Source organism: Rhodophyticola sp. (genome assembly GCF_965284195.1).
Lineage (GTDB): Bacteria > Pseudomonadota > Alphaproteobacteria > Rhodobacterales > Rhodobacteraceae > Rhodophyticola.
Window position 1 is genome coordinate 2,284,918 of record NZ_CBDIRM010000001.1, and the last position, 18,944, is coordinate 2,303,861.

Consider the following 18,944-nt stretch of genomic DNA (forward strand, 5'->3'; position numbering starts at 1 on the left):
TGCATGTAAAGAAAACTGAAATAGGAGTTTTCGAAAAGGTGAAATGATGGCCCTCGCCCCCAATGTCTACGACGCCGAACCGATCCCCGAGGCCGCCCGCGCCGAGATTGACCGGCTCCTGCAATCCGGCGATCTCTTTCGCTACACCGCCCCCGAAGACGCGCCCGTGGCCCTGCTGGAGCAGGAATTCGCCGCACTCATGGGCTCCAGATACGCGCTTGCCGTCTCCTCCTGCTCGGCCGCACTTTTCCTGTCGCTCTGCGCGCTGGACCTGCCCAAGGACGCCCGCGTCCTGATCCCGGCCTTCACCTTCGCCGCCGTGCCCTCCGCCATCGTCCACGCCAACTGTCAGCCCGTCCTCGTCGAGGTCGGCCGGAACTACCGCATCGGCATGGATGATTTCGCCGCGAAACTGCCCGGGGCCGATGCGGTCATCATCTCTCACATGCGTGGCCACACTTCGGATATGGACGCGATCATGGCGCTCTGCGATGAAGCCGGCATCCCGGTGATCGAGGACGCCGCGCATTCGCTCGGCACGCTCTGGAACGGGCGCAAGGTCGGCACCATCGGGCGGGTCGGCTGCTTCAGTTTCCAGTCCTACAAGCTGGTGAACGCGGGCGAAGGCGGCATTCTGATCACCGATGATGCCGATCTGGTGGCCCGCGCGGTCATCATGTCGGGCGCATACGAGCATAACTGGAAGAAACACGCCGTCCTGCACGAGGCCTTCGCCCGCTGGCAGAACCGGCTGCCGCTTTACAACATGCGGATGCAGAATCTCAGCGCCGCTGTGATCCGCCCGCAATTGCCCGAGGTGGCCCGCCGGGTGCGCGATGGCCGGACCAATCACGATTATGTGGCCGCCGCGCTGAACTCCTCGCCATGGCTGAACGTGCCCGACGCCCTGCCGCCGGAAGAGCGCGCGCCCGATTCGATCCAGTTCAACCTGCAAGGCTTCGACCATGATGCGGATGCCCGCGCCTTTGCCGATGCCGCCGCCGCGCGCGGCGTGAAGGTGCAGGTATTCGGGCTCAGCACTGACAATGCGCGCGCCTTCTGGAACTGGCACTTCATTCCCGGCGATACGCCCGAACTGCCGCAGACCCGCGCGATGCTGATGCGCGCCTGCGACGTGCGGCTGCCCGCCCGGCTGCAAAGGCCCGAGCTTGACTTCATCATCAGCGCCCTGATCGCCGCGGCGGAGGATATCATGGGCGAAAGCCGCGCCTATGGCACCTGAGGGCACGGGGCCGCCGCGGCGCCCGGTGCCGCGGCAGGGCCGAACCGGCGCCGCGCCCGCGCACCCCGCGGGGTGCGCGGTCACAAGGGTGATTGCGGGCCGCGCCGGGCAGGTCTAGCGTGGCGCAAACGCCAATTCGGGAGCCGCTCCGATGAACGATCACGCACCCAATTCCTGGGAAGCCCGGGCCGCGCAATACGCGCTTTACGGCTTTACCGATCTGCCCTCGGTCCGCGATCGCGGCACGGTCGTCGTGACCCATGGCGAGGGGCCCTATATCTTCGACACCAACGGCAAGAAGTATCTCGACAGCAATTCGGGCCTCTGGAATATGGTCGCCGGGTTCGACCACAAGGGCCTGGCCGAGGCCGCGAAGGCCCAGTACGACCGTTTCCCCGGCTATCACGCCTTTTTCGGGCGCATGTCAGACCAGACGGTCGCGCTGTCTGAAACGCTGGTCAACGTCTCGCCCTTCCCGCGCGGCAAGGTGTTCTACACCAATTCCGGATCCGAGGCGAATGACACGCTGGTCAAGATGCTGTGGTTCCTCAACCGCGCCGAAGGCCGGCCGCAGGCGACCAAGATCCTGACCCGGAAAAACGGCTATCACGGCGTCACGGTGGTTTCCGCCTCGATGACCGGCAAACCCTATAACGCGGTGTTCGGCCTGCCGCTTGACGGGTTCATTCACCTGACCTGCCCGCATTACTGGCGCGAGGGCCGCGACGGCGAGAGCGAGGCGGAGTTCACCGCCCGTCTGGCCGCCGAACTGAACGAGGTGATCGACCGCGAAGGTGCCGACACGATCGCGGGCTTCGTGGCCGAGCCGGTCATGGGCGCAGGTGGCGTCATTCCCCCGCCCGAAGGGTATTTTAAGGCGATCCAGACGGTCCTGCGGCGCCACGGCATCCCGCTGATCTCGGACGAGGTGATTTGCGGCTTCGGCCGGACGGGGGAGGTCTGGGGCGCGATCACCTATGATTTCATGCCCGATGCGATCATCAGCTCCAAGAACCTGACCGCCGGATACTTCCCCATGGGTGCGGTGATCCTCGGGCCCGATCTCAGCGACCGGATGCAGGCCGCCATAGACGAGATCGAGGAGTTTCCCCATGGCTTCACCGCCTCCGGCCACCCGGTCGGCTGCGCGGTGGCGCTAAAAGCGATCGACGTGATCCTGAACGAGGGCCTGATGGACCGGGTGCGCGAAGGCGCGCCGCGCATGCAGGCCGGGCTGAGCGAGATCGCCGGGCATCCCAATATCGGCGAGCTGCGCGGCATCGGCTACATGTGGGCGCTGGAGGCGGTGCGGGACCGCGCCACCAAGACACCGTTCGAGGGGCAGCTGTCCGTCTCCGAGCGCATCGCCAATACCTGCACCAATCATGGGCTGATCTGCCGGCCACTCGGCCAATCCGTCGTGCTTTGCCCGCCCTTCATCCTCACCGATGCGCAGATGGATGAGATGTTCGGGAAACTGGATGCCGCGTTGAAGCAGGTTTTCGCGGAACTCGCCTGAGGGCGCGGCGCCCGAACAGGATGGCCCTACATCTTCGACAGCTTGCTTTGCAGCTCGGCCAGTTGCTTCTTGATCTCGTCAAGCTCTTCCGCGGGCACGGTGTCGGGCTCGTCTTCCTCGTCTGGTAACGGGCCGCTCCACTGGTTGCCCAAGCCGCCGGTCATCGCCTTGAAGAACGCCTCTTGCTGCGCGCGCATCGTCTCGAATCCGGGCATGTTCACCATCGGATTTATCGCGGCCATGTTCTCGACCATCTTCGATTGCCCGTCTTTCAGCATCTCGAAGGACATGGCCAGAAAATCGGGCACCACGCTGCGCGCCTGGGTCTGATAGCTTCGGACCAGATCGGTCAACACCGCAAGCGGCAGAACATTCTCCCCGCGGCTTTCATGTTCGGCAATGATCTGAAGGAGATACTGGCGGGTCAGGTCGTCGCCCGATTTCAGATCGACGATCTTGACCTCGCGGCCTTCGCGGATGAAGCCGGCGATATCCTCCAGCGTCACATAGTCCGAGGTTTCGGTGTTGTAGAGCCGTCTGCTGGCATAGCGCTTGATGAGAAGCGGTTCTGCGGTTTTTGCCATGACACAAGTCCCTTCCCTGCAGTGCAGCATAGATCAGCCTACGCAGTTGCAGAAGAAAAGCAATCACCGGATTTCTTGTATAAGAAAAGGGCAGGCCCGTTTCGGGGCCCACCCTTCCAGATCACACCGATGGGGAGGACATCGGCGTGTCGCGTTGCCGCGTCTGATCGCTTACTTCGCGGTCGCTTTCTTGGCGGCCGTGGTCACGTCTGCGGTGGCTTTCTTCACGGCTGCGGTGGCTTCTTCCGAAGCTTCCTTGCCCGCGGCCATCATCAGCTCGACAGTTTCCATCTGCACTTTTTTCGCGACTTCGGCGAAAGCGGCCATGTTCTCGGCGGCCATCTCTGCCTGTGCCGAAGCGAAATCGGTCAGGGATTTGGTGTAGTCGGTCGGCTCGTCCTTGACGGCGGCGACGTCACCCATCTTGGCGATGGTGTCTTTGGTCCATTTCGAGGAAATCTCGGTGGATTTCTCGGCGGCTTCCAGAGCCACTTTGGACATACGCTCGCCCAGTGCGGCGGAGGTTTTGAACGCGTCGTTCATCGCGGACATGTCCATCGGGTAGGCGGACATCATTTCGCTGACGTATTTGGTGAAATCGTTGGTCTTTGCCATTGGTCTAGTCTCCTGTCATCCCCTGTGGCGGGGCGCTTTGCTGCGGATGAACATGATATAGATGCTGCAGTGCGGCATTGCAAGTATTTTCTGCACTGCAGCATAGGCTTTCGCTGGACCCGGTTTCCTTAAGGGAAATCAGCTATTTGTCTTGGCCAGAACATAGGTCCCCGGGGCGGGCGCCAGAACATCATACCCCGACTCACCCGGAACACGCGCCTTTATCTGCGTGCCCGACCGCTTTTTCAGCCAGGTTTCCCACCGCGGCCACCACGACCCTTCATGATAGCTGGCGGCCTCCAGCCACGCCTCGGGCGCGCCGCTCACATCGGGGTTCGTGTAATGGCCGTATTTCTTCTTGGAGGGCGGGTTCACGATCCCCGCGATATGGCCCGATTCCGACAAGATGAAGGTCTTGTCCTTCGATCCCATCTGCACCACGCCCCGGAAACTGTCCTTCCATGCGGCGATATGGTCCGTCTCGCAGGCAATCGCGCAGACGGGCACCGTCACCTCCGACAGATGCACCGTTTCGCCCAGAACCTCGAAGCCCTCGCCCGCCAGCCCGTTGCCCTGACACAGGCCGCGCAGATACTGCATCGCCATCGTGCCCGGCAGGTTGGTGCTGTCGCCATTCCAGTACAGCAGATCGAAGGCCGGCGGCGCCTCTCCCATCATGTAGCTGCGCACCGCAGGGCCATAGACCAGATCGTTGGCGCGCAGGAAGCTGAAGGTCTTGGACATGTAGTAGCTGTCCAGTATCCCCTCGTCGGCCACCTGCCGTTCGATCGCGTCGACGAAATCGTCCTCAAGGAAGACGCTGAATTCACCCTGATTCGAGAAATCGGTCAGCGTGGTGAAAAACGTCGCCGATTTCACCGATCTGTCGCCCTTCTTCTTCAGATAGGCCAGCGTCAGGCTCAGCGTCGTGCCCGCGATGCAATAGCCGATCGCGTTGACCTGCTTTTCGCCGGTGATCTCGCGCGCGACGCGGATCGCCTCCAGATACCCCTCCTCGACATAGGTCTCCATGGCGACATCCGCGTAGGTTTCGTCGGGGTTCTTCCAGCTCACCACGAACAGCGTATAGCCCTGATCGACGACCCAGCGGATCAGGCTGTTCTGCGCCTTGAGATCGAGAATGTAGAATTTGTTGATCCATGGCGGGAAGATGACCAGCGGGGTCTTGTGCACCTTTTCCGTGGTCGGCGCATACTGGATCAGCTCCATCATCCGGTTGCGGAACACCACGGCGCCTTCGGTGGTGCCGATGTTTTCGCCCACCTTGAACGCGTTCGGGTCCGCCAGCGTGGGCAGCACCTCGCCATGGTGGCTTTCGATGTCGCGCACCAGGTTCTCCAGCCCCTGAACAAGGCTCAGGCCGTCGGTCTCCACCGCGCGTTCCAGCGCGTCGGGATTGGTGGCCAGATAATTGGTGGGCGAGAACAGGTCGATGATCTGCTTGGAGAAGAACTCCACCCGCTTCTTGTCCTTGTCGTCCAGCGTATCGAGCTCCGAAACCGCCTTCTCGATCGCGGCGGAGGAGATCAGGTATTGCTGCTTGATGAAGTTGAAATAGGGATGCGTCTTCCACATCGGGTTGGCGAAGCGCCGGTCGTCTGGGGTGTCGTCCTCGGGCGCCGCCAGATGCCCCTTGGCCAGTTCCTGCTGCGCCTCCAAAAAATGGGTCAGCGTCTGGCCCCAATACTGCACCTGCTGTTCCATCAGCTTGGCGGGATTGGTCATCATTTCGCGCATATATGCGGTCCCGGCCTTCAGATACAGATCCTGCCCCGGGCCCTGCAGCCCCGCATCCGCCGGCTCCCGCGCGGAGATGGCGGCCACCATGCGTTTGCTCAGTTCTTCCATTTTCGCGAGGTTCGCGTTCAACCGATCCAGGTTCTCGCCCATCTCGTTTTCCTCCCCGTTCATCCCGGACATTGCTTGCTTTTACCCCTCAAATGCTGCATGTGCATTCATAGCGATGCCGCGGTGAGGGGGCAAAGCGACGAATAGACCCGAACCCGTCGCGTTCCGGGCGCATCTTGGCTGGAGAGCAGTATGAAGTACCTTCTCACCTATGATTTCATGGAATCCATGCGTGTCACCAACCAGTGGCTGGGCTCCACCGCGCGGGCCATGTGTTCCTATCCGCAACTCGGGCTCATCGCGAATCCCGCGATCCAGATGACCGCCGCTTGGGGCGAGGTGATGGAGCGCAGCTTTGCCCGCATGGTCGTCAAGCCCGACTGGAACATCCATTCCATCGCGGGCGATGACGGGCGCGATCATTCGGTCATCGTCGAAACCGTGCTCAAGCGCCCCTTCGGCGACCTGATCCGCTTCAAGGTGCAGGGGCGCGCGCCCACCGGCCGCAAGGTTCTGCTTGTGGCGCCAATGTCCGGTCACTATTCCACCCTTCTCCGTTCCACTGTCATCAGCCTGCTGCCCGATTGTGACGTCTATATCACGGATTGGCACAATGCGCGCGACATTCCTGTCAGCGCGGGCAAATTCGATATCGAAGATTACACTCTTTATCTGGTTGATTTTCTGCGCGAAATGGGACCCGACAGTCACGTGATCGCGGTCTGCCAGCCCGCGCCGCTCGCCCTTGCCGCCACCGCCTATCTGGCCGAGGAAGACCCCGCGGCGCAGCCCCGCAGCCTGACGCTGATCGGCGGACCGGTGGACCCGGACGCGGCGGCCACAGATGTCACCGATTTCGGCAACCGCATCACCATGGGCCAGTTGGAGCGCCACATGCTGCAACGGGTCGGCTTCAAGTATGCCGGTGCCGGGCGCATGGTCTATCCCGGCCTGCAACAGCTCTCCAGCTTCATGGCGATGAATGCCGACAAGCACACCAAGGCCTTCACGGACCAGATCCTGCGCGTGGCCAAGGGCGAAGCCTCGGATCATGACAAGCACAACAAGTTCTACGACGAATATCTCGCGGTGATGGATATGACGGCGGAGTTCTATCTCTCCACCGTCGAGCGGATCTTCAAGGAGCTGGAGATCGCTCAGAACCGCTTCACCGTGGCGGGCAAGCCGGTCGATATCGGCAAGATCACGACGGTTGCCGTGAAAACCGTCGAAGGCGGGAAGGACGATATCTCCGCGCCCGGTCAATGCGTGGCCGCCCTCGATCTCTGCACCGGGCTGCCGGCCAGCAAGAAGGCCAGCTATATCGAGCCCGAGGCCGGCCATTACGGGATCTTCGCAGGCAAGAGCTGGCGCAACAACATCCGCCCGCTGGTCCTTGATTTCATCGATGCGAATTGCGATGTGCCCAAGACGCCGATCAGGGACGTGGCGGCAGAATAAGGAACCAACCCGATGTCGGATCTTCGGTTCTCCTGCACCTGCGGGGCGCTGACGGGCCACCTCGTGGAGGCCAGCCCGCGCGCCGGGGCCCATGTCATATGCCATTGCGAAGACTGCCGGCGCACGCTGGCATATTACAATATCCCTCTGCCCGCGGATGAAGGCGTGGGGCTTTTCCAGACCAATCCCGACAATATCCGCATCGACACCGGGCGCAGATATCTCGGCCTCATGCGCCTGTCGCCGCGCGGCCTGTTCCGCTGGTATGCGACATGCTGCAACACCCCGCTCTTCAACTCCTCAACAAGGCCGCGCTTCCCCTTCAGCAGCGTGCTGACCCGGAACATGGTCGACACCGACCCGCTCGGGCCGGTCGTGGGGCAGGTGTTCAAGCGCGGCCCCAACGGCAAGACGCGCCACCAGGGCATGGGCCGTCTGGTCGCGGGGATGATGCTGCGCACCGGCTCGGCGCTCGTCACCGGAAAATGGCGCCAGACCCCGTTTTTCAACATCGAAACCGGGGAGCCGGTGGCGACACCCGTGATCGCGCCCAAGGATGCGGGCCGCGCAGGCTCCTGACCCCGGGGAGCCGCTCAGGCCGCGTCAGCCAGCCATCTTCGCAACGCCGCCGTGGTGGCCTTTGGCTGCTCCAGCGTCGGCAGGTGGCCCGCGCCTGCGATAATCTCCAGCCGGGCCCGCGGGATCAGATCGGCCATGAATTCATGCCGCCGCACCGGGCACAGCGCGTCATATTCGCCGCACAGCACCAGCGCGGGCACCGAAATGCGCCGCAGCACCGCCTGCTGGTCGGATCGCCGCTGCAACGCGCGCGATTGCGCCACGAAAACCTCCGGGCCCAGATTGCGGGCCATCTCCACCACCAGATCCAGCACATCCTGCCGCACCGGCCCGGGGGCCAGATAGCCGGGCGCCACCTCGTCGCGCATCACCTGTTCCAGCCGGCCGGACTTGGCCGCCACAATATGCGGCTCGCGCGCGGCGGCCACGGGCGGCGTTTCCGCCAGCGGGTTCGTGTCCAGAAGCGCGATCCGGCTCACCCGCTCCGGCGCGCGGCGATAGATCTCCATCGCCACGATCCCGCCCATGGACAGGCCCGCCAGCGCGAACCGGTCCGGGGCGGTCTCAAGGGTCTGCGCGGCCAGTCTCTCGATATGCTCGGCGCCGGTGATCGGGGCCATATGCACCGCGCGGTCTGCACAGAACGCCACCATCTGCGGCCACCACAGCCGCGCGTCGCACATCATTCCCGGCAGCAAGACCAGCGGTTCGGTCACCGGCATTCCCTTCCTCCGGCCTGAAATCCCCCGGTCCGGGGGCTCCGGCGGGGTTCGGCCTCACGCGGCTCCGGCCCGCGCCCCGGCCAGGGCCGCACCGGCGCTCAACGCCGCCAATTTGGCATAGGCAATCTCCGGGTCAACCGCCCCGAAGCCTGCAAACGTGCCGAAACCGCAATCGCTGCCCGCAATCACCCGATCCGCGCCCACGATCTGCACAAATCGCCCGATCCGCTCGGCCACAAGCTCCGGGTGTTCCACGAAATTCGTCGTCGTATCCACCACCCCCGGCACAAGGATCTTGTCGTCCGGTATCTCCGCCGCCCGGTCGCGGAACACCGCCCATTCATGGGCGTGGCGCGGGTTCGAGGTTTCGAACAGCAACTGGCTTGCCGCCACCTTCATGAAAGTGGCGAACACCGTGTCCATAGGAATGTCGCAGATATGCGGCCCCTCGTAATTGCCCCAGCAGATATGCACCCGCACCCGCGCCGGGTCGATGCCTGCCAGCGCATGGTTCAACGCCTCCACATGGCCCTCGGCGATTTTCACGAACTCCGCATCCGACAGATCGGCGAACAGCATGTGCCGCGACAGGGCCAGATCCGGGCAATCCAGCTGCAACATCAGCCCGGCATCGACGATCGTCCGGTATTCGTCACGCATCGCATCGGCAAGGGCGGCCAGATACGCCTCCCGCGTCGGGTAGAAGTCGTTTTGCAGGAACAGCGAAATCACCCCGGGCGAGGCCGCGTTCATGAATCCTTCGCGCGCCCCGTGTTCGACCATCCCCGCCTTGAGATTGGCGATGTCCTTCTCCAGCTCCCCCTGCCCTTTCGAACGTACCTCTCCCACGCACATGGGCCGGGCATAGCTGGGCGTGCCGCCCTCCCGCTTCAGGCGTTCCAGAAAACTCGGGAACAGTTTCAGATCGGCCGGCGCGTTGCGCGGGCTGTCGCCGTCGAACCCGGTATAGCGATCCTTCACATAGGTCGCATAGGAGATCTTGGAGGTCTCCCCGTCACTCACCAGATCGATCCCCGCCGCCACCTGCCGGCGCACGGTTTCCGAACAGGCCGCCGCCATCGCCGCATCGAACGCCGCGCGGTCGTACTCCTCGCCCCTCTCGCGGGCGAAAATGAAATCCACCACGTCCTGCGTCCGGGGCAGGCTGCCCACATGGGTCGTCCTGATCATTCCGTCTTTCCCTCGATCCGGGCCACAACCCGCAACTCCACCAATGTGCCGGGGGTCACGAAGCCCTGCACCTCGATCGCCGTCCAGGCCGGATAGGGCTCGGAGACATGGCGCGCGCGGATCTCCCGAAACGCCGCGATATGGTTCTGCAGCCCCACATGGTACGAGGTCATCTCCACCATCCTGGCGCCTGCGGCCTCCAGCACGATCCGCACCCTCTCAAAGGCCAGCTCGATCTGCACCACCGGGTCCGGGTTCACGGTGCCATCCGGCCCCGCCCCGGTCATGCCGGTCAGAAATACCAGATCACCGACAACCAGCGCGGGCGACATCTTCCAGTCGCGCAGATAGCCCTCGAACCCCTCCGGTGCGATGGATCTTTCGGTCATGGCTCTCCCTTCACCCGGCCCATGTCGCGCCTGCCGGGTCATCCGTGCCGACCACGTGATAAAGGCTTGCCTCCCCGGTCATCGCCGGCACCGCCGCATGGTCAAGGTTCTCCGGCACGCTCATCGTATCGCCCGGCGCCAGCGTCACGCTGCCGCCCTCCCATGTCACGCGCCAATGGCCCCGCACCGGCATCAGAACGCTTGGCCTGTCATGGGAATGCATCGCCGCGCTGGCCGAGGCGCGGGTGATGAAATCCACCTCGAAGCCCGGCCTGTCCCGCAACCGGCCATGCGCGCCGATCACCTTCGCGGGCGCCTTGTCCGCCAGCGCGGTCAGATCCCAGTATCGCGCGACGCATCCGGGCACCACATCGGCCGCTTCGGGCTCGGGGAACGCCGCGAGGTCCGCCTCGCTCAGGACCGGCATCGGCGCCACGCCATCGGGCAGATGCTGCCCCAGCTTGGTGTCGTAAAGCCTGCCGTTTTCACCCAGCATCAGCCCATGTTCTTTTGCATCTTCAATAACTTGTGGCGCCCAGATCACGCCGCCGCCGGCGTCGTCACCGCCGAGGATCGCCATCACCATTCCGTAATCCGTGCCGATATTCTCGAACCCGCGAAAGATGCCCGTGGGGATGTTGAAGATATCGCCCTCCTCCAGCACCACCGCGCCCGCATCGCCCCGGCGGCCCCAGAAAAACCGCCAGCGGCCTTTCAGGACGAAAAACACCTCCGCCGTGCGGTGGGAATGCAGGGAGTTCCGGCAGTTCGGCGGCTGACCCGCGGCACCGATATTGAACCCGTGCGGGATCTGGATATGCACGTGCTGATCGGGGCTTTCGCTGACACCGCCACCGATGATCGTGAAGTTCTCCTTCTGGTCGCTGCCGGGCGTGTGGGCGTCGATGAAGGCGGTCTTGCAGGGCTTGAGGTCGCCATAGCGGACGATGCGCGAGGCCATGTCTTCGGGGGTCATATGCTCACATGCTCATGGATCCGGCCGCCGGAAAAAAACCACGGACTGGCTTTGGAAATAAGGGGAAGACGCGACGATTGGCGCGATGCAAAGGGCCGGCGGACATTTCATCCCATCTCCGCCAGCAAGATCTGCTTCCAGATCGCGGTTTCATCCAGCATCACATACTCCCGGCGAAGGCCCCATGGTCCGAACTCGGCATGGCTGATACCCAACACATAGACCTCCGCACCGGTGGGCTTGCCGAAGCTGCCCCAGCCGGAATGCGTGCCATGCAGGCTCCAGCGGATCGCGGCGCGGGGCGGCATCATCGGGTCGTCGCGCCCGATCTGGTGGTGGATGGTGAAGGCGGCATCGGGAAAGGCGGCGCGCAGGCCCATCCAGAAACGGTCGGCATCGCCATGGCCGTGGCCGGTGACGCCGCCGGGATGTTCCAGCTGGCAGGCCCGGTCGTAAGCCTCTGGAATAATGGCCATATCCGCGCCCATGATACGGGCCAGGATATCGCCATAGCGCTGGCCCCATTCGTTATCGTTACCGTGGCCCTGATAGGGGCCGGGCTTGTCGGTGGCCGGGGTCAGCGGTTTCACGCAGGCGTCGGGTCCGCCCTCACGCGCGATCTGATCGCGGGCGAAATCGATCGGGTTCCAGCCCATCTGGCGGACAATGGCGCCCTGGTCGCGGATCAGCCATTCATCGTCGATCCGGTTATCGATCGCGTGGCAATCGGCAATGATCCGGTAGGTGAGCCTGCGCCCCGTCGCCGCGCCATAGGCGCCGTCGCCCGCATGGGTCGCGCGGCTCAGGATACGGTGCGACGAGAGCATCCCCTCCTCGGGCGTGCCGGACCACATCACATCCTCGCCCAGAAGCGTCCGGTCGGGAAATTCGGCCAGCGTCGCCATGGTGGCCGCAATCACGCCCTGGTTCCCCACCACGACCGACGCAGGCGAGCGGACGACGATATCTTCGCTGTAATAGTCATGCAGCGTGGCGATCCGCCGGTCTTCCCAGATCTCCCGGGTGATCCCGAGGATATAGTCGGGGAAGTCCCTGAATTTCGGGTCGAACCCTTTCATCCGCCCCATCCTTCCGGGATTCTGGCAGAGGCGCGAACGATCAGCGGCCCCTCGATTTCCGTCAGCACGCCGGGCTGTTCGTCCGCCTCGATCTCCCCCAGGATCGTGTCGACCGTCGCATGGATCATGGCGTTTACCGATTGCCGCACCGTCGTCAGCCGATAGGAGGACCAAGAGGCCATCGCCACATCGTCATATCCAACGATGGAGACATCCTCGGGCACCCGCAGGCCCAGATCGAACCGCAGCGTGTCCATCACCGCCAGCGCCATGTGGTCGTTGCCCACGAAAATCGCGTCCGGCGGATCGGCCGTCTCCATCATCCGGCGGGCCACGTCCGAGGCCGTGTCCCGGCGATACATCCCGTCATCCAGCGCATGCAGCGACCGGCCCGCCGTCGCCAGCGCCTCGCGAAACCCGTGCAGCCGGTCGACCCCGGTGGAGGATCCCTGCCAGCCGCTGATATGGGCGATCCGCCGATGCCCGCCTGCAAGCAGGAACTCCGCCACCTCCGCCCCGCCAAGCCGGTTTTGCGACGTGACCGCCGACAGGCCGGAGCCGTTGATGGAGCGGTTGAACAGAACCACGGGGATGCCTTCCTGCGCACAGCGCCGGGTCAGCTCGCCGGACAGGTTGATCGACGCGGTGATGATGCCATCCACCTGATAATCCATCAGATCTTCGAGCACCTGATTTACATCCGCGTCGGAATTGCCGGCCAGAAACACCAGCAGGTGATAGCCCCGCTTCTGCAGCGCCGCGGACAGTTTTTCGACTGCGTCGGAATAGAACGGGTTATCCAGATAGGCCACCACCAGCCCGATGATCCGCGATTTGCCCGTGATCAGCGACCGCGCCAGAACGTTGGGCCGATAGCCAAGCTGCGCCGCGGCGTCGCGCACCTTGTCCGCCATCTTTTTCGACACCGACGCGCCGGGCGTGAACACCCGGCTCACCGCCGACTGGCTGACACCGGCCAGCCGCGCCACATCCAGTGATGTTACCTTGCCCTGTGGCATCTTCCCCCTACCCCGCGGTCCAGCCGCCATCGACCCGTATGGACGCACCCGTTACCATGGCCGACGCATCGCAGGCCAGAAACAGGACCGCGCCCATGATATCCTCCACCTCGGCCACGCGCGGCAGCTTGATCTTGCTCTCGATCCAGGCGCGCTTCTCCGGATCGTTGAAGGTCGGTTCGGTCAGGGGCGTGCGAATGAAGGTGGGACAGATCGTGTTGACCCGGATGTTCCGCGGCCCCCATTCGATCGCCATCGCCTTGGTCATCCCCTCGACCGCGTGTTTCGTGGCGCAATAGACGGCCCGGTCGATCCCGCCCACATGCCCCATCTGGCTTGAAATCTGGATGATCGAGCCGCCGCCGCTCTCCTGCATCGCACGGGCCGCGCCGACGGCCAGAAAATAGGCCGCGCGCACATTCACATCCATCACCGCGTCATAATCCCCGGGCAGCGTCTCCAGCGCCGGGGAATGGCGGGCCAGACCGGCGGAATTGCACAGGATATCAAGCCGCCCGAGCCCTTTCAGCGCGCCCCGAACCGCCGCCTGATCGGTCACGTCAAGGGTCATCCCCTCGGCCGCGTACCCCGCGCCCGTGATCTCCGCCACCGCCGCCGCCACGGCCTCCGCGCCGCGCGCGGCGATCACCACATGGGCACCCGCTTCGGCCAGCGCCATGGCGCAGCCAAGGCCGATCCCGCGCGAGCCGCCGGTGACAAGCGCGCGACGGCCCTCCAGCCGGAAGGAGGGGGTCCGCGGCAAGCTCATGACGCCCCCGCGCCTGACAGGGAAGGATCGGCAAACCGCCCAGGACACGGCCCACCGGCGCGCGCCCGTCGCCCTGCACAATGCGGGTGGTCTTGCCCACATTCGCCACGACCGCGGATCGCCAGCGCGGGTGGCAAGGCGGCCCCCGGCGGCGCCGGCTCGGCGCTTGGGCGGATCGGCGCGGATATCATGACGCCAGTTCCCGCATGCGGGCCAGCACATCGACACCCAGCTGGTCATACACATCCAGCAGGTCGACCAGCACCCAGTTCTCCCGGATCTTGCCGGCCTCGACCCGCCAGAAATCCAGCGAACGCATGGTGAGCCTCTGCCCAGTTCCGGGGATCCCCAGCCAGGTACCGCCGCTCAGTGTCATGTGCATTCCGGGCCAGCCGGTGAAGCCCACATAATTGCCTTCGGCAAAAAGATGTCCGCCGGCCGGGTCGCCCACCCGGTCGGGCATCGCGCCCAGAAACGGTACCTGATGATGGGCGCGGAACCCGTCTATCCCTCGGGCGGTACCGATGCCCGCAGGCCCATACCAGCTACAGGCATCGTGCCAGTAGTCCGGCAGGCGCATCGCCTCGACACCTTCGGCATTCCTGCCGAGCGCTCTCAGCATGTCGCCCACGATCCCGGCCGCTTTCGTGCCGTCGCCGGAAATGCGCAGGCCGTCCTGCGTGGCCGGGCCCGGCACCTGCCATTCCCGCCCGAGCGACGGCGACAGCGGCCAGACACCGGCCTGCATCATCAGTTCCGGGATATCCCAAAGCCCCTGAAACTCCACGATATTCCCCGCCTCGATCCGGTAGAATTCGTGAAGCCGCATCGCCGCCATCCGCCCGGTCGGCGGAATGTCGAGAAACGGGTTCATGAAGGCACCGCAGTAATAACCGCAGGCGCCCACCCATGTGGCACCCGCATCGGTACGCCCCTCCAGAACGATGGTGTTGCGCCGTTCCAGATCGGGGAAGGCGTGACCAAGCCTGCCAAGCGCATCCTCGAAAAACGCGCCGGGCCCGTCCATCGTGCCGAACGGGTGGGCCAGATGCACGATCGCGCCGTCCTCGAACACCGACTGGGCGGCGGTCCAGTCGGTCAGGTCAAGCAAGGGGGCAAGGCCGCGTTTGAGATCCAGCATGGGGTTTTCGTCGGCCTACTCCGCCGCCTCCCGGTAAGGTGCGCCTTTTCCATAAGGCACGCTCAGCCCACCATAGCGCCGCACACGGATATTGCACTGCTCCGCATGACCAACGAACCCCTCCAGCATACACAGCCGGGAGCCGTATTCGCCCACAAGCGTCGCGGCCTCGTCACTGACGATACGCTGGTAGCTGTGTGTTTTCAGGAACTTGCCGACCCACAGACCGCCGGTGTAACGCCCGGCCTTCTTCGTCGGCAGGGTGTGGTTGGTCCCGATCACCTTGTCGCCATTGGCCACATTTGTGCGCGGGCCCAGAAAAAGCGCGCCGTAGCTGGTCATGTTTTCCAGAAACCAGTCGTCGCGATCGGTCATCACCTGGACATGCTCCGATGCGATATCCTCGGACACCGCCAGCATCTCGTCATAGCAGTCACAGAGGATGACCTCGCCGTAGTCGGTCCAGCTCACCCGCGCCGTCTCTGCCGTCGGCAGGATTTGCAGCAGCCTGTCGATCTCCGCCAGCGTCTCCTCCGCCAGTCTGCGGGAGTTGGTGATCAGCACCGCGGGGGAGTTGTAGCCGTGTTCCGCCTGCCCCAGCAGATCGGTGGCGCAGATCTCGCCATCCACGGTGTCATCGGCGATCACGCAGGTTTCCGTGGGGCCTGCGAACAGGTCGATGCCCACACGGCCGAAAAGCTGTCGCTTGGCCTCGGCCACGAAGGCATTGCCCGGCCCGACCAGCATGTCCACGGGCCTGATGCTTTCCGTGCCAAGCGCCATCGCGCCCACCGCCTGAACGCCGCCCAGCACCAGGATCTCGTCCGCCCCACCTTCATGCATCGCCGCCACGATTGCCGGGTGGGGCTTGCCGTTCACCGGCGGCGCGCTCGCCACGATGCGTTTGACGCCCGCCACCTTGGCGGTCAGCACCGACATATGCGCCGACGCGACCATCGGGAACTTGCCGCCCGGCACATAGCAGCCCACGGAATTCACCGGGATGTTCTTGTGCCCCAGGATCACGCCCGGCATCGTCTCGATCTCGATATCCGTCATCGAGGCGCGCTGCGCCTCCGCAAAACGGCGGATCTGGGTCTGGGCGAAGCGGATATCCTCCATCTCACGGGCCGAAACCTGGCTCATCGCCGCCTCGATCTCCGACGCGGTCAACCGGAAGGCCTGTGGCTCGTAGCCATCGAATTTCGCGGACAACTCCCGGACCGCCGCGTCGCCGCGCGCCTCGATCCCGGCCAGCAGCCCCTCCACCGTCTCGCGGGTCCTCGCGTCATCCTCCGCGCGCTCCGCCTCAGGCTTGCCACGCTTGAGGTACTCGGCCATCTTGATCCTCCCTCAGATCTTCGTCGATGAGGATACCGGGGACCCTGCGCATGACAAGGGGAAACTGCATACGTTTGCAGTTCCAATCGGCGGCATCGTCGATGCCGGCTGGCTAGCGCAGGGCGATCCCGTCCGCGTCGAAGAAATGCAGCTTGCGGTCCTCGAATGTCAGGCCGATGGGGTCGCCCGGTCTCAGCGAGGTTTCCCCGTCGGTGCGCACGGTCAGCTTGCCCGATGCCCCGCAATCGACGATCAGATAGGCGTCCGCGCCCAGATATTCGGTCACATCGACCGTGCCATCCACATGCCCGCCGCCGGGCGCTCCGATCCCGATCGCCTCCGGCCGGATCCCCAGTTGCGTGGCCCCCGCGGCCCCGGTGGCCGGCCCGCCCCCGCCGCCGGGCAGAGAGAATGCGTCCTCCGCCACGGTGCAGGGCAGGATGTTCATTTTCGGGCTGCCGATGAATTGCGCCACAAACAGATTGGCGGGGTGTTCGTACAGCTCCCGCGGGCTGCCGACCTGCTCGATCCGGCCCGCGCTCAAGACCACGATCCGGTCGGCCAGCGTCATCGCCTCCACCTGATCATGGGTCACGTAGATCATCGTGGCATCCAGCGCCTGATGCAGCTTCGCGATCTCATAGCGCATCTCGACGCGCAGCGAGGCATCGAGATTGGACAGCGGTTCATCGAACAGAAACGCGGTCGGGTCGCGCACGATGGAGCGCCCGATCGCCACGCGCTGGCGCTGCCCGCCGCTGAGATCCTTCGGGCGGCGGTCCAGATACTCCTCCAGCCGCAGGGCGCGGGCGGCCTCGGCCACCTTCTCCTCCTGCTCCGCCTTGGGCGCCCCCGCGGTTTTCAGGGAGAACCCCATATTGTCCCTGACCGACATGTGCGGATAAAGCGCGTAGGACTGGAACACCATCGCCAGACCGCGCTTGCTCGGCGGTTCCGCCGTCGCGTCGCGCCCGTCGATTATGACCTGCCCGCGCGAGGTTTCCTCCAGCCCCGCGATCATCCGCAACAAGGTGGATTTCCCGCAGCCAGAGGGGCCGACGAAAATCACGAATTCGCTGTCGTCGATGGTCAGGTCGACACCCTTTATCACCTGCGCCTCGCCATACCATTTCTCGACCGCTTTCAGCTCGATCTTGCCCATGTCCTACACCTCCCCGGCGGATGGCGATGCCCAGGCCAACCAGATCGCCGCCGTCCATGTGAATGTCGCGCCCCCCGCGGGCGTGCCGTCTTCCGGGCTGAAATACTCCGCAAATCCGTTTTCCGTGATCAGCGCGGCGGTATCGGCACGGATGCGCGCCGCCTCCGCGCTCAGCCCCTGTTCGGCCAGCCCGATGGCGGCCATCATGTTCATCACGCCCCAGACTGGGCCGCGCCAGTAGCGGAGCGGATCGAACTTGGGATGGGCGGGGTCGAAACTGGGCAGGGCAAAACGCGCCGTGTCCAGAATGCGCGCCAGCGTGGGACGCGACCGGCGATCGTCCAGCCCGCCCCACCAGCACAGGAAGGACGCGTTGGAAACGGCGCCGGCCAGTTGCCCGCTGCGCAGGTCGTAGCTGTCATAGGCGCCGGTTTCGGGGTTCCACAACGTCTCGGCCCCGGCCTCAAGACGGGCGATCCAACCGTCGATTTCCGCGCACTCCTCGCCCAGCACCCCGGCGGCAAGACGCAGATCGCGACAGGCCCGCATCAGCGTGAAGGTCAGCGTCGGCTCGGCCACGCGAAACGGGCTTTCCGCGGCAATGGCCGCATCGTCCCAGCCGCGCTCGCGCCCGAACTGGACCAGCCAGATATAGCGGTCGTAATCTTCCTTGGTCGGGCGCATCCGCGGGTTCACATGGCCCGTATCGCGGCGGGTATAGGGCGCCACGCCCTCGGGCGAGATCCGGGCCATCGCCGCATCCCAATCCGGCGCGTTATCGCGGCCCGCCTCCCAGGGATGGGTGATCGCCACGGCGCCGCTTTCGGCGCGGGCCGCCATGAACCAGCGGTGAAACGCCATCAGGCCGGGAAACATCCGGCGCAACCGCTCGGCCCCGGCCTCGGGGTCGCGCTGATAGATGCGCCACGCAAAGCTGGCCGCGACCGGCGGCTGGCTGATCCCCGAAGAGGCCACACGGCCCGCCCCCTTGCCCGCCGCATCCTGCGTGCCCCAGATATCCGCACCTGGGAAATAGCCCGGATCCGGCCGGTGGAACAGAATATGGGGCACCATGCCGTTTTCCCACTGCCCCGACATCAGCGTTTCCAGCTCGCTCCACGCCCGGTCAACGTCGAAACAGGCAAAGCCCAACCCGGCAAAGGCGCTGTCCCAGTTCCACTGGTAGGGGTAGAGCCCCGCCGTCGGCACCGTATAGCCGCCCTTGTCGTTCAGCCGCAGAATGCGGCGCGCCTCGCCATCGAGGTGGGAAAGATCCGCCGTCATC

General features: G+C 64.7%; 18 protein-coding genes. 4 read left to right on the top strand and 14 right to left on the bottom strand.

The features are described 5' to 3' along the window. Positions 1-46: 46 nt before the first annotated feature. Positions 47-1,243 (top strand): DegT/DnrJ/EryC1/StrS family aminotransferase, encoded by a 1,197-nt coding sequence (locus tag ACQ651_RS11385; RefSeq protein ID WP_430449324.1) that lies wholly within the window; start codon positions 47-49, stop codon positions 1,241-1,243. A 151-nt stretch (positions 1,244-1,394) separates the two neighbouring features. Beyond that, positions 1,395-2,762, top strand: coding sequence for an aminotransferase (locus tag ACQ651_RS11390; protein ID WP_430449325.1), 1,368 nt, complete (start codon positions 1,395-1,397; stop codon positions 2,760-2,762). Between the two features lie 26 nt (positions 2,763-2,788). Here the strand turns inward: ACQ651_RS11390 and phaR are convergent, their stop codons facing one another. From phaR to phaC, 3 genes are all read right to left on the bottom strand, one after another. Continuing rightward, complete coding sequence (gene phaR, locus ACQ651_RS11395) at positions 2,789-3,346, bottom strand: polyhydroxyalkanoate synthesis repressor PhaR (RefSeq protein ID WP_430449326.1); 558 nt, start codon at positions 3,344-3,346, stop codon at positions 2,789-2,791. Positions 3,347-3,517: 171 nt separating this feature from the next. Further along, entirely contained in the window at positions 3,518-3,961 is a 444-nt protein-coding gene (locus tag ACQ651_RS11400) for a phasin family protein (protein WP_121899368.1), read from the bottom strand. A gap of 138 nt (positions 3,962-4,099) precedes the next feature. Continuing rightward, positions 4,100-5,893, bottom strand: a complete 1,794-nt coding sequence (phaC, locus tag ACQ651_RS11405; RefSeq protein ID WP_430450326.1) for a class I poly(R)-hydroxyalkanoic acid synthase — start codon at positions 5,891-5,893, stop codon at positions 4,100-4,102. 129 nt (positions 5,894-6,022) lie between these two features. Here phaC and phaZ point away from each other — a divergent pair, with 129 nt between their 5' ends. Continuing rightward, positions 6,023-7,291: a polyhydroxyalkanoate depolymerase gene (gene phaZ, locus ACQ651_RS11410; protein ID WP_430449327.1), complete on the top strand. Its 1,269-nt coding sequence runs from the start codon at positions 6,023-6,025 to the stop codon at positions 7,289-7,291. Positions 7,292-7,303: 12 nt separating this feature from the next. Continuing rightward, positions 7,304-7,870: a DUF6151 family protein gene (locus ACQ651_RS11415; RefSeq protein WP_430449328.1), complete on the top strand. Its 567-nt coding sequence runs from the start codon at positions 7,304-7,306 to the stop codon at positions 7,868-7,870. 14 nt (positions 7,871-7,884) lie between these two features. Here ACQ651_RS11415 and ACQ651_RS11420 read toward each other — a convergent pair whose 3' ends face one another. The 11 genes from ACQ651_RS11420 to ACQ651_RS11470 all read right to left on the bottom strand — a co-directional run bounded on the left by ACQ651_RS11420 (position 7,885) and on the right by ACQ651_RS11470 (position 18,943). Beyond that, positions 7,885-8,592 carry an alpha/beta fold hydrolase gene (locus tag ACQ651_RS11420; protein ID WP_430449329.1) on the bottom strand — a complete coding sequence of 236 codons (708 nt, stop codon included), beginning with the start codon at positions 8,590-8,592 and terminating at the stop codon, positions 7,885-7,887. Between the two features lie 54 nt (positions 8,593-8,646). Then, positions 8,647-9,783, bottom strand: coding sequence for a cobalamin-independent methionine synthase II family protein (locus ACQ651_RS11425; protein ID WP_430449330.1), 1,137 nt, complete (start codon positions 9,781-9,783; stop codon positions 8,647-8,649). Further along, positions 9,780-10,172, bottom strand: a complete 393-nt coding sequence (locus ACQ651_RS11430) for a RidA family protein (protein ID WP_430449331.1) — start codon at positions 10,170-10,172, stop codon at positions 9,780-9,782. The genes ACQ651_RS11425 and ACQ651_RS11430 overlap by 4 nt, the downstream gene beginning before the upstream one ends. Before the next feature lie 10 nt (positions 10,173-10,182). Next, complete coding sequence (locus tag ACQ651_RS11435; protein ID WP_375551719.1) at positions 10,183-11,148, bottom strand: cupin domain-containing protein; 966 nt, start codon at positions 11,146-11,148, stop codon at positions 10,183-10,185. Between the two features lie 107 nt (positions 11,149-11,255). After that, a complete protein-coding gene (locus ACQ651_RS11440) occupies positions 11,256-12,227 on the bottom strand; it encodes an ester cyclase (RefSeq protein WP_375551718.1) in 972 nt (323 codons plus the stop codon). Beyond that, positions 12,224-13,246 (bottom strand): LacI family DNA-binding transcriptional regulator, encoded by a 1,023-nt coding sequence (locus ACQ651_RS11445; RefSeq protein WP_430449332.1) that lies wholly within the window; start codon positions 13,244-13,246, stop codon positions 12,224-12,226. Before ACQ651_RS11445 ends, ACQ651_RS11440 begins: the two co-directional genes overlap by 4 nt. A 7-nt stretch (positions 13,247-13,253) precedes the next feature. Continuing rightward, complete coding sequence (locus tag ACQ651_RS11450; RefSeq protein WP_227285059.1) at positions 13,254-14,015, bottom strand: SDR family NAD(P)-dependent oxidoreductase; 762 nt, start codon at positions 14,013-14,015, stop codon at positions 13,254-13,256. A 187-nt stretch (positions 14,016-14,202) separates the two neighbouring features. Further along, positions 14,203-15,156, bottom strand: coding sequence for an ester cyclase (locus ACQ651_RS11455; protein WP_430449333.1), 954 nt, complete (start codon positions 15,154-15,156; stop codon positions 14,203-14,205). Between the two features lie 15 nt (positions 15,157-15,171). Then, on the bottom strand, positions 15,172-16,497 hold the full coding sequence (hisD, locus tag ACQ651_RS11460; protein ID WP_430449334.1) for a histidinol dehydrogenase: 1,326 nt from the start codon (positions 16,495-16,497) through the stop codon (positions 15,172-15,174). Between the two features lie 112 nt (positions 16,498-16,609). Beyond that, entirely contained in the window at positions 16,610-17,659 is a 1,050-nt protein-coding gene (locus ACQ651_RS11465) for an ABC transporter ATP-binding protein (protein ID WP_227285062.1), read from the bottom strand. A gap of 3 nt (positions 17,660-17,662) precedes the next feature. Further along, positions 17,663-18,943: an MGH1-like glycoside hydrolase domain-containing protein gene (locus tag ACQ651_RS11470; protein WP_375551713.1), complete on the bottom strand. Its 1,281-nt coding sequence runs from the start codon at positions 18,941-18,943 to the stop codon at positions 17,663-17,665. Between the last annotated feature and the right edge of the window lies 1 nt (position 18,944).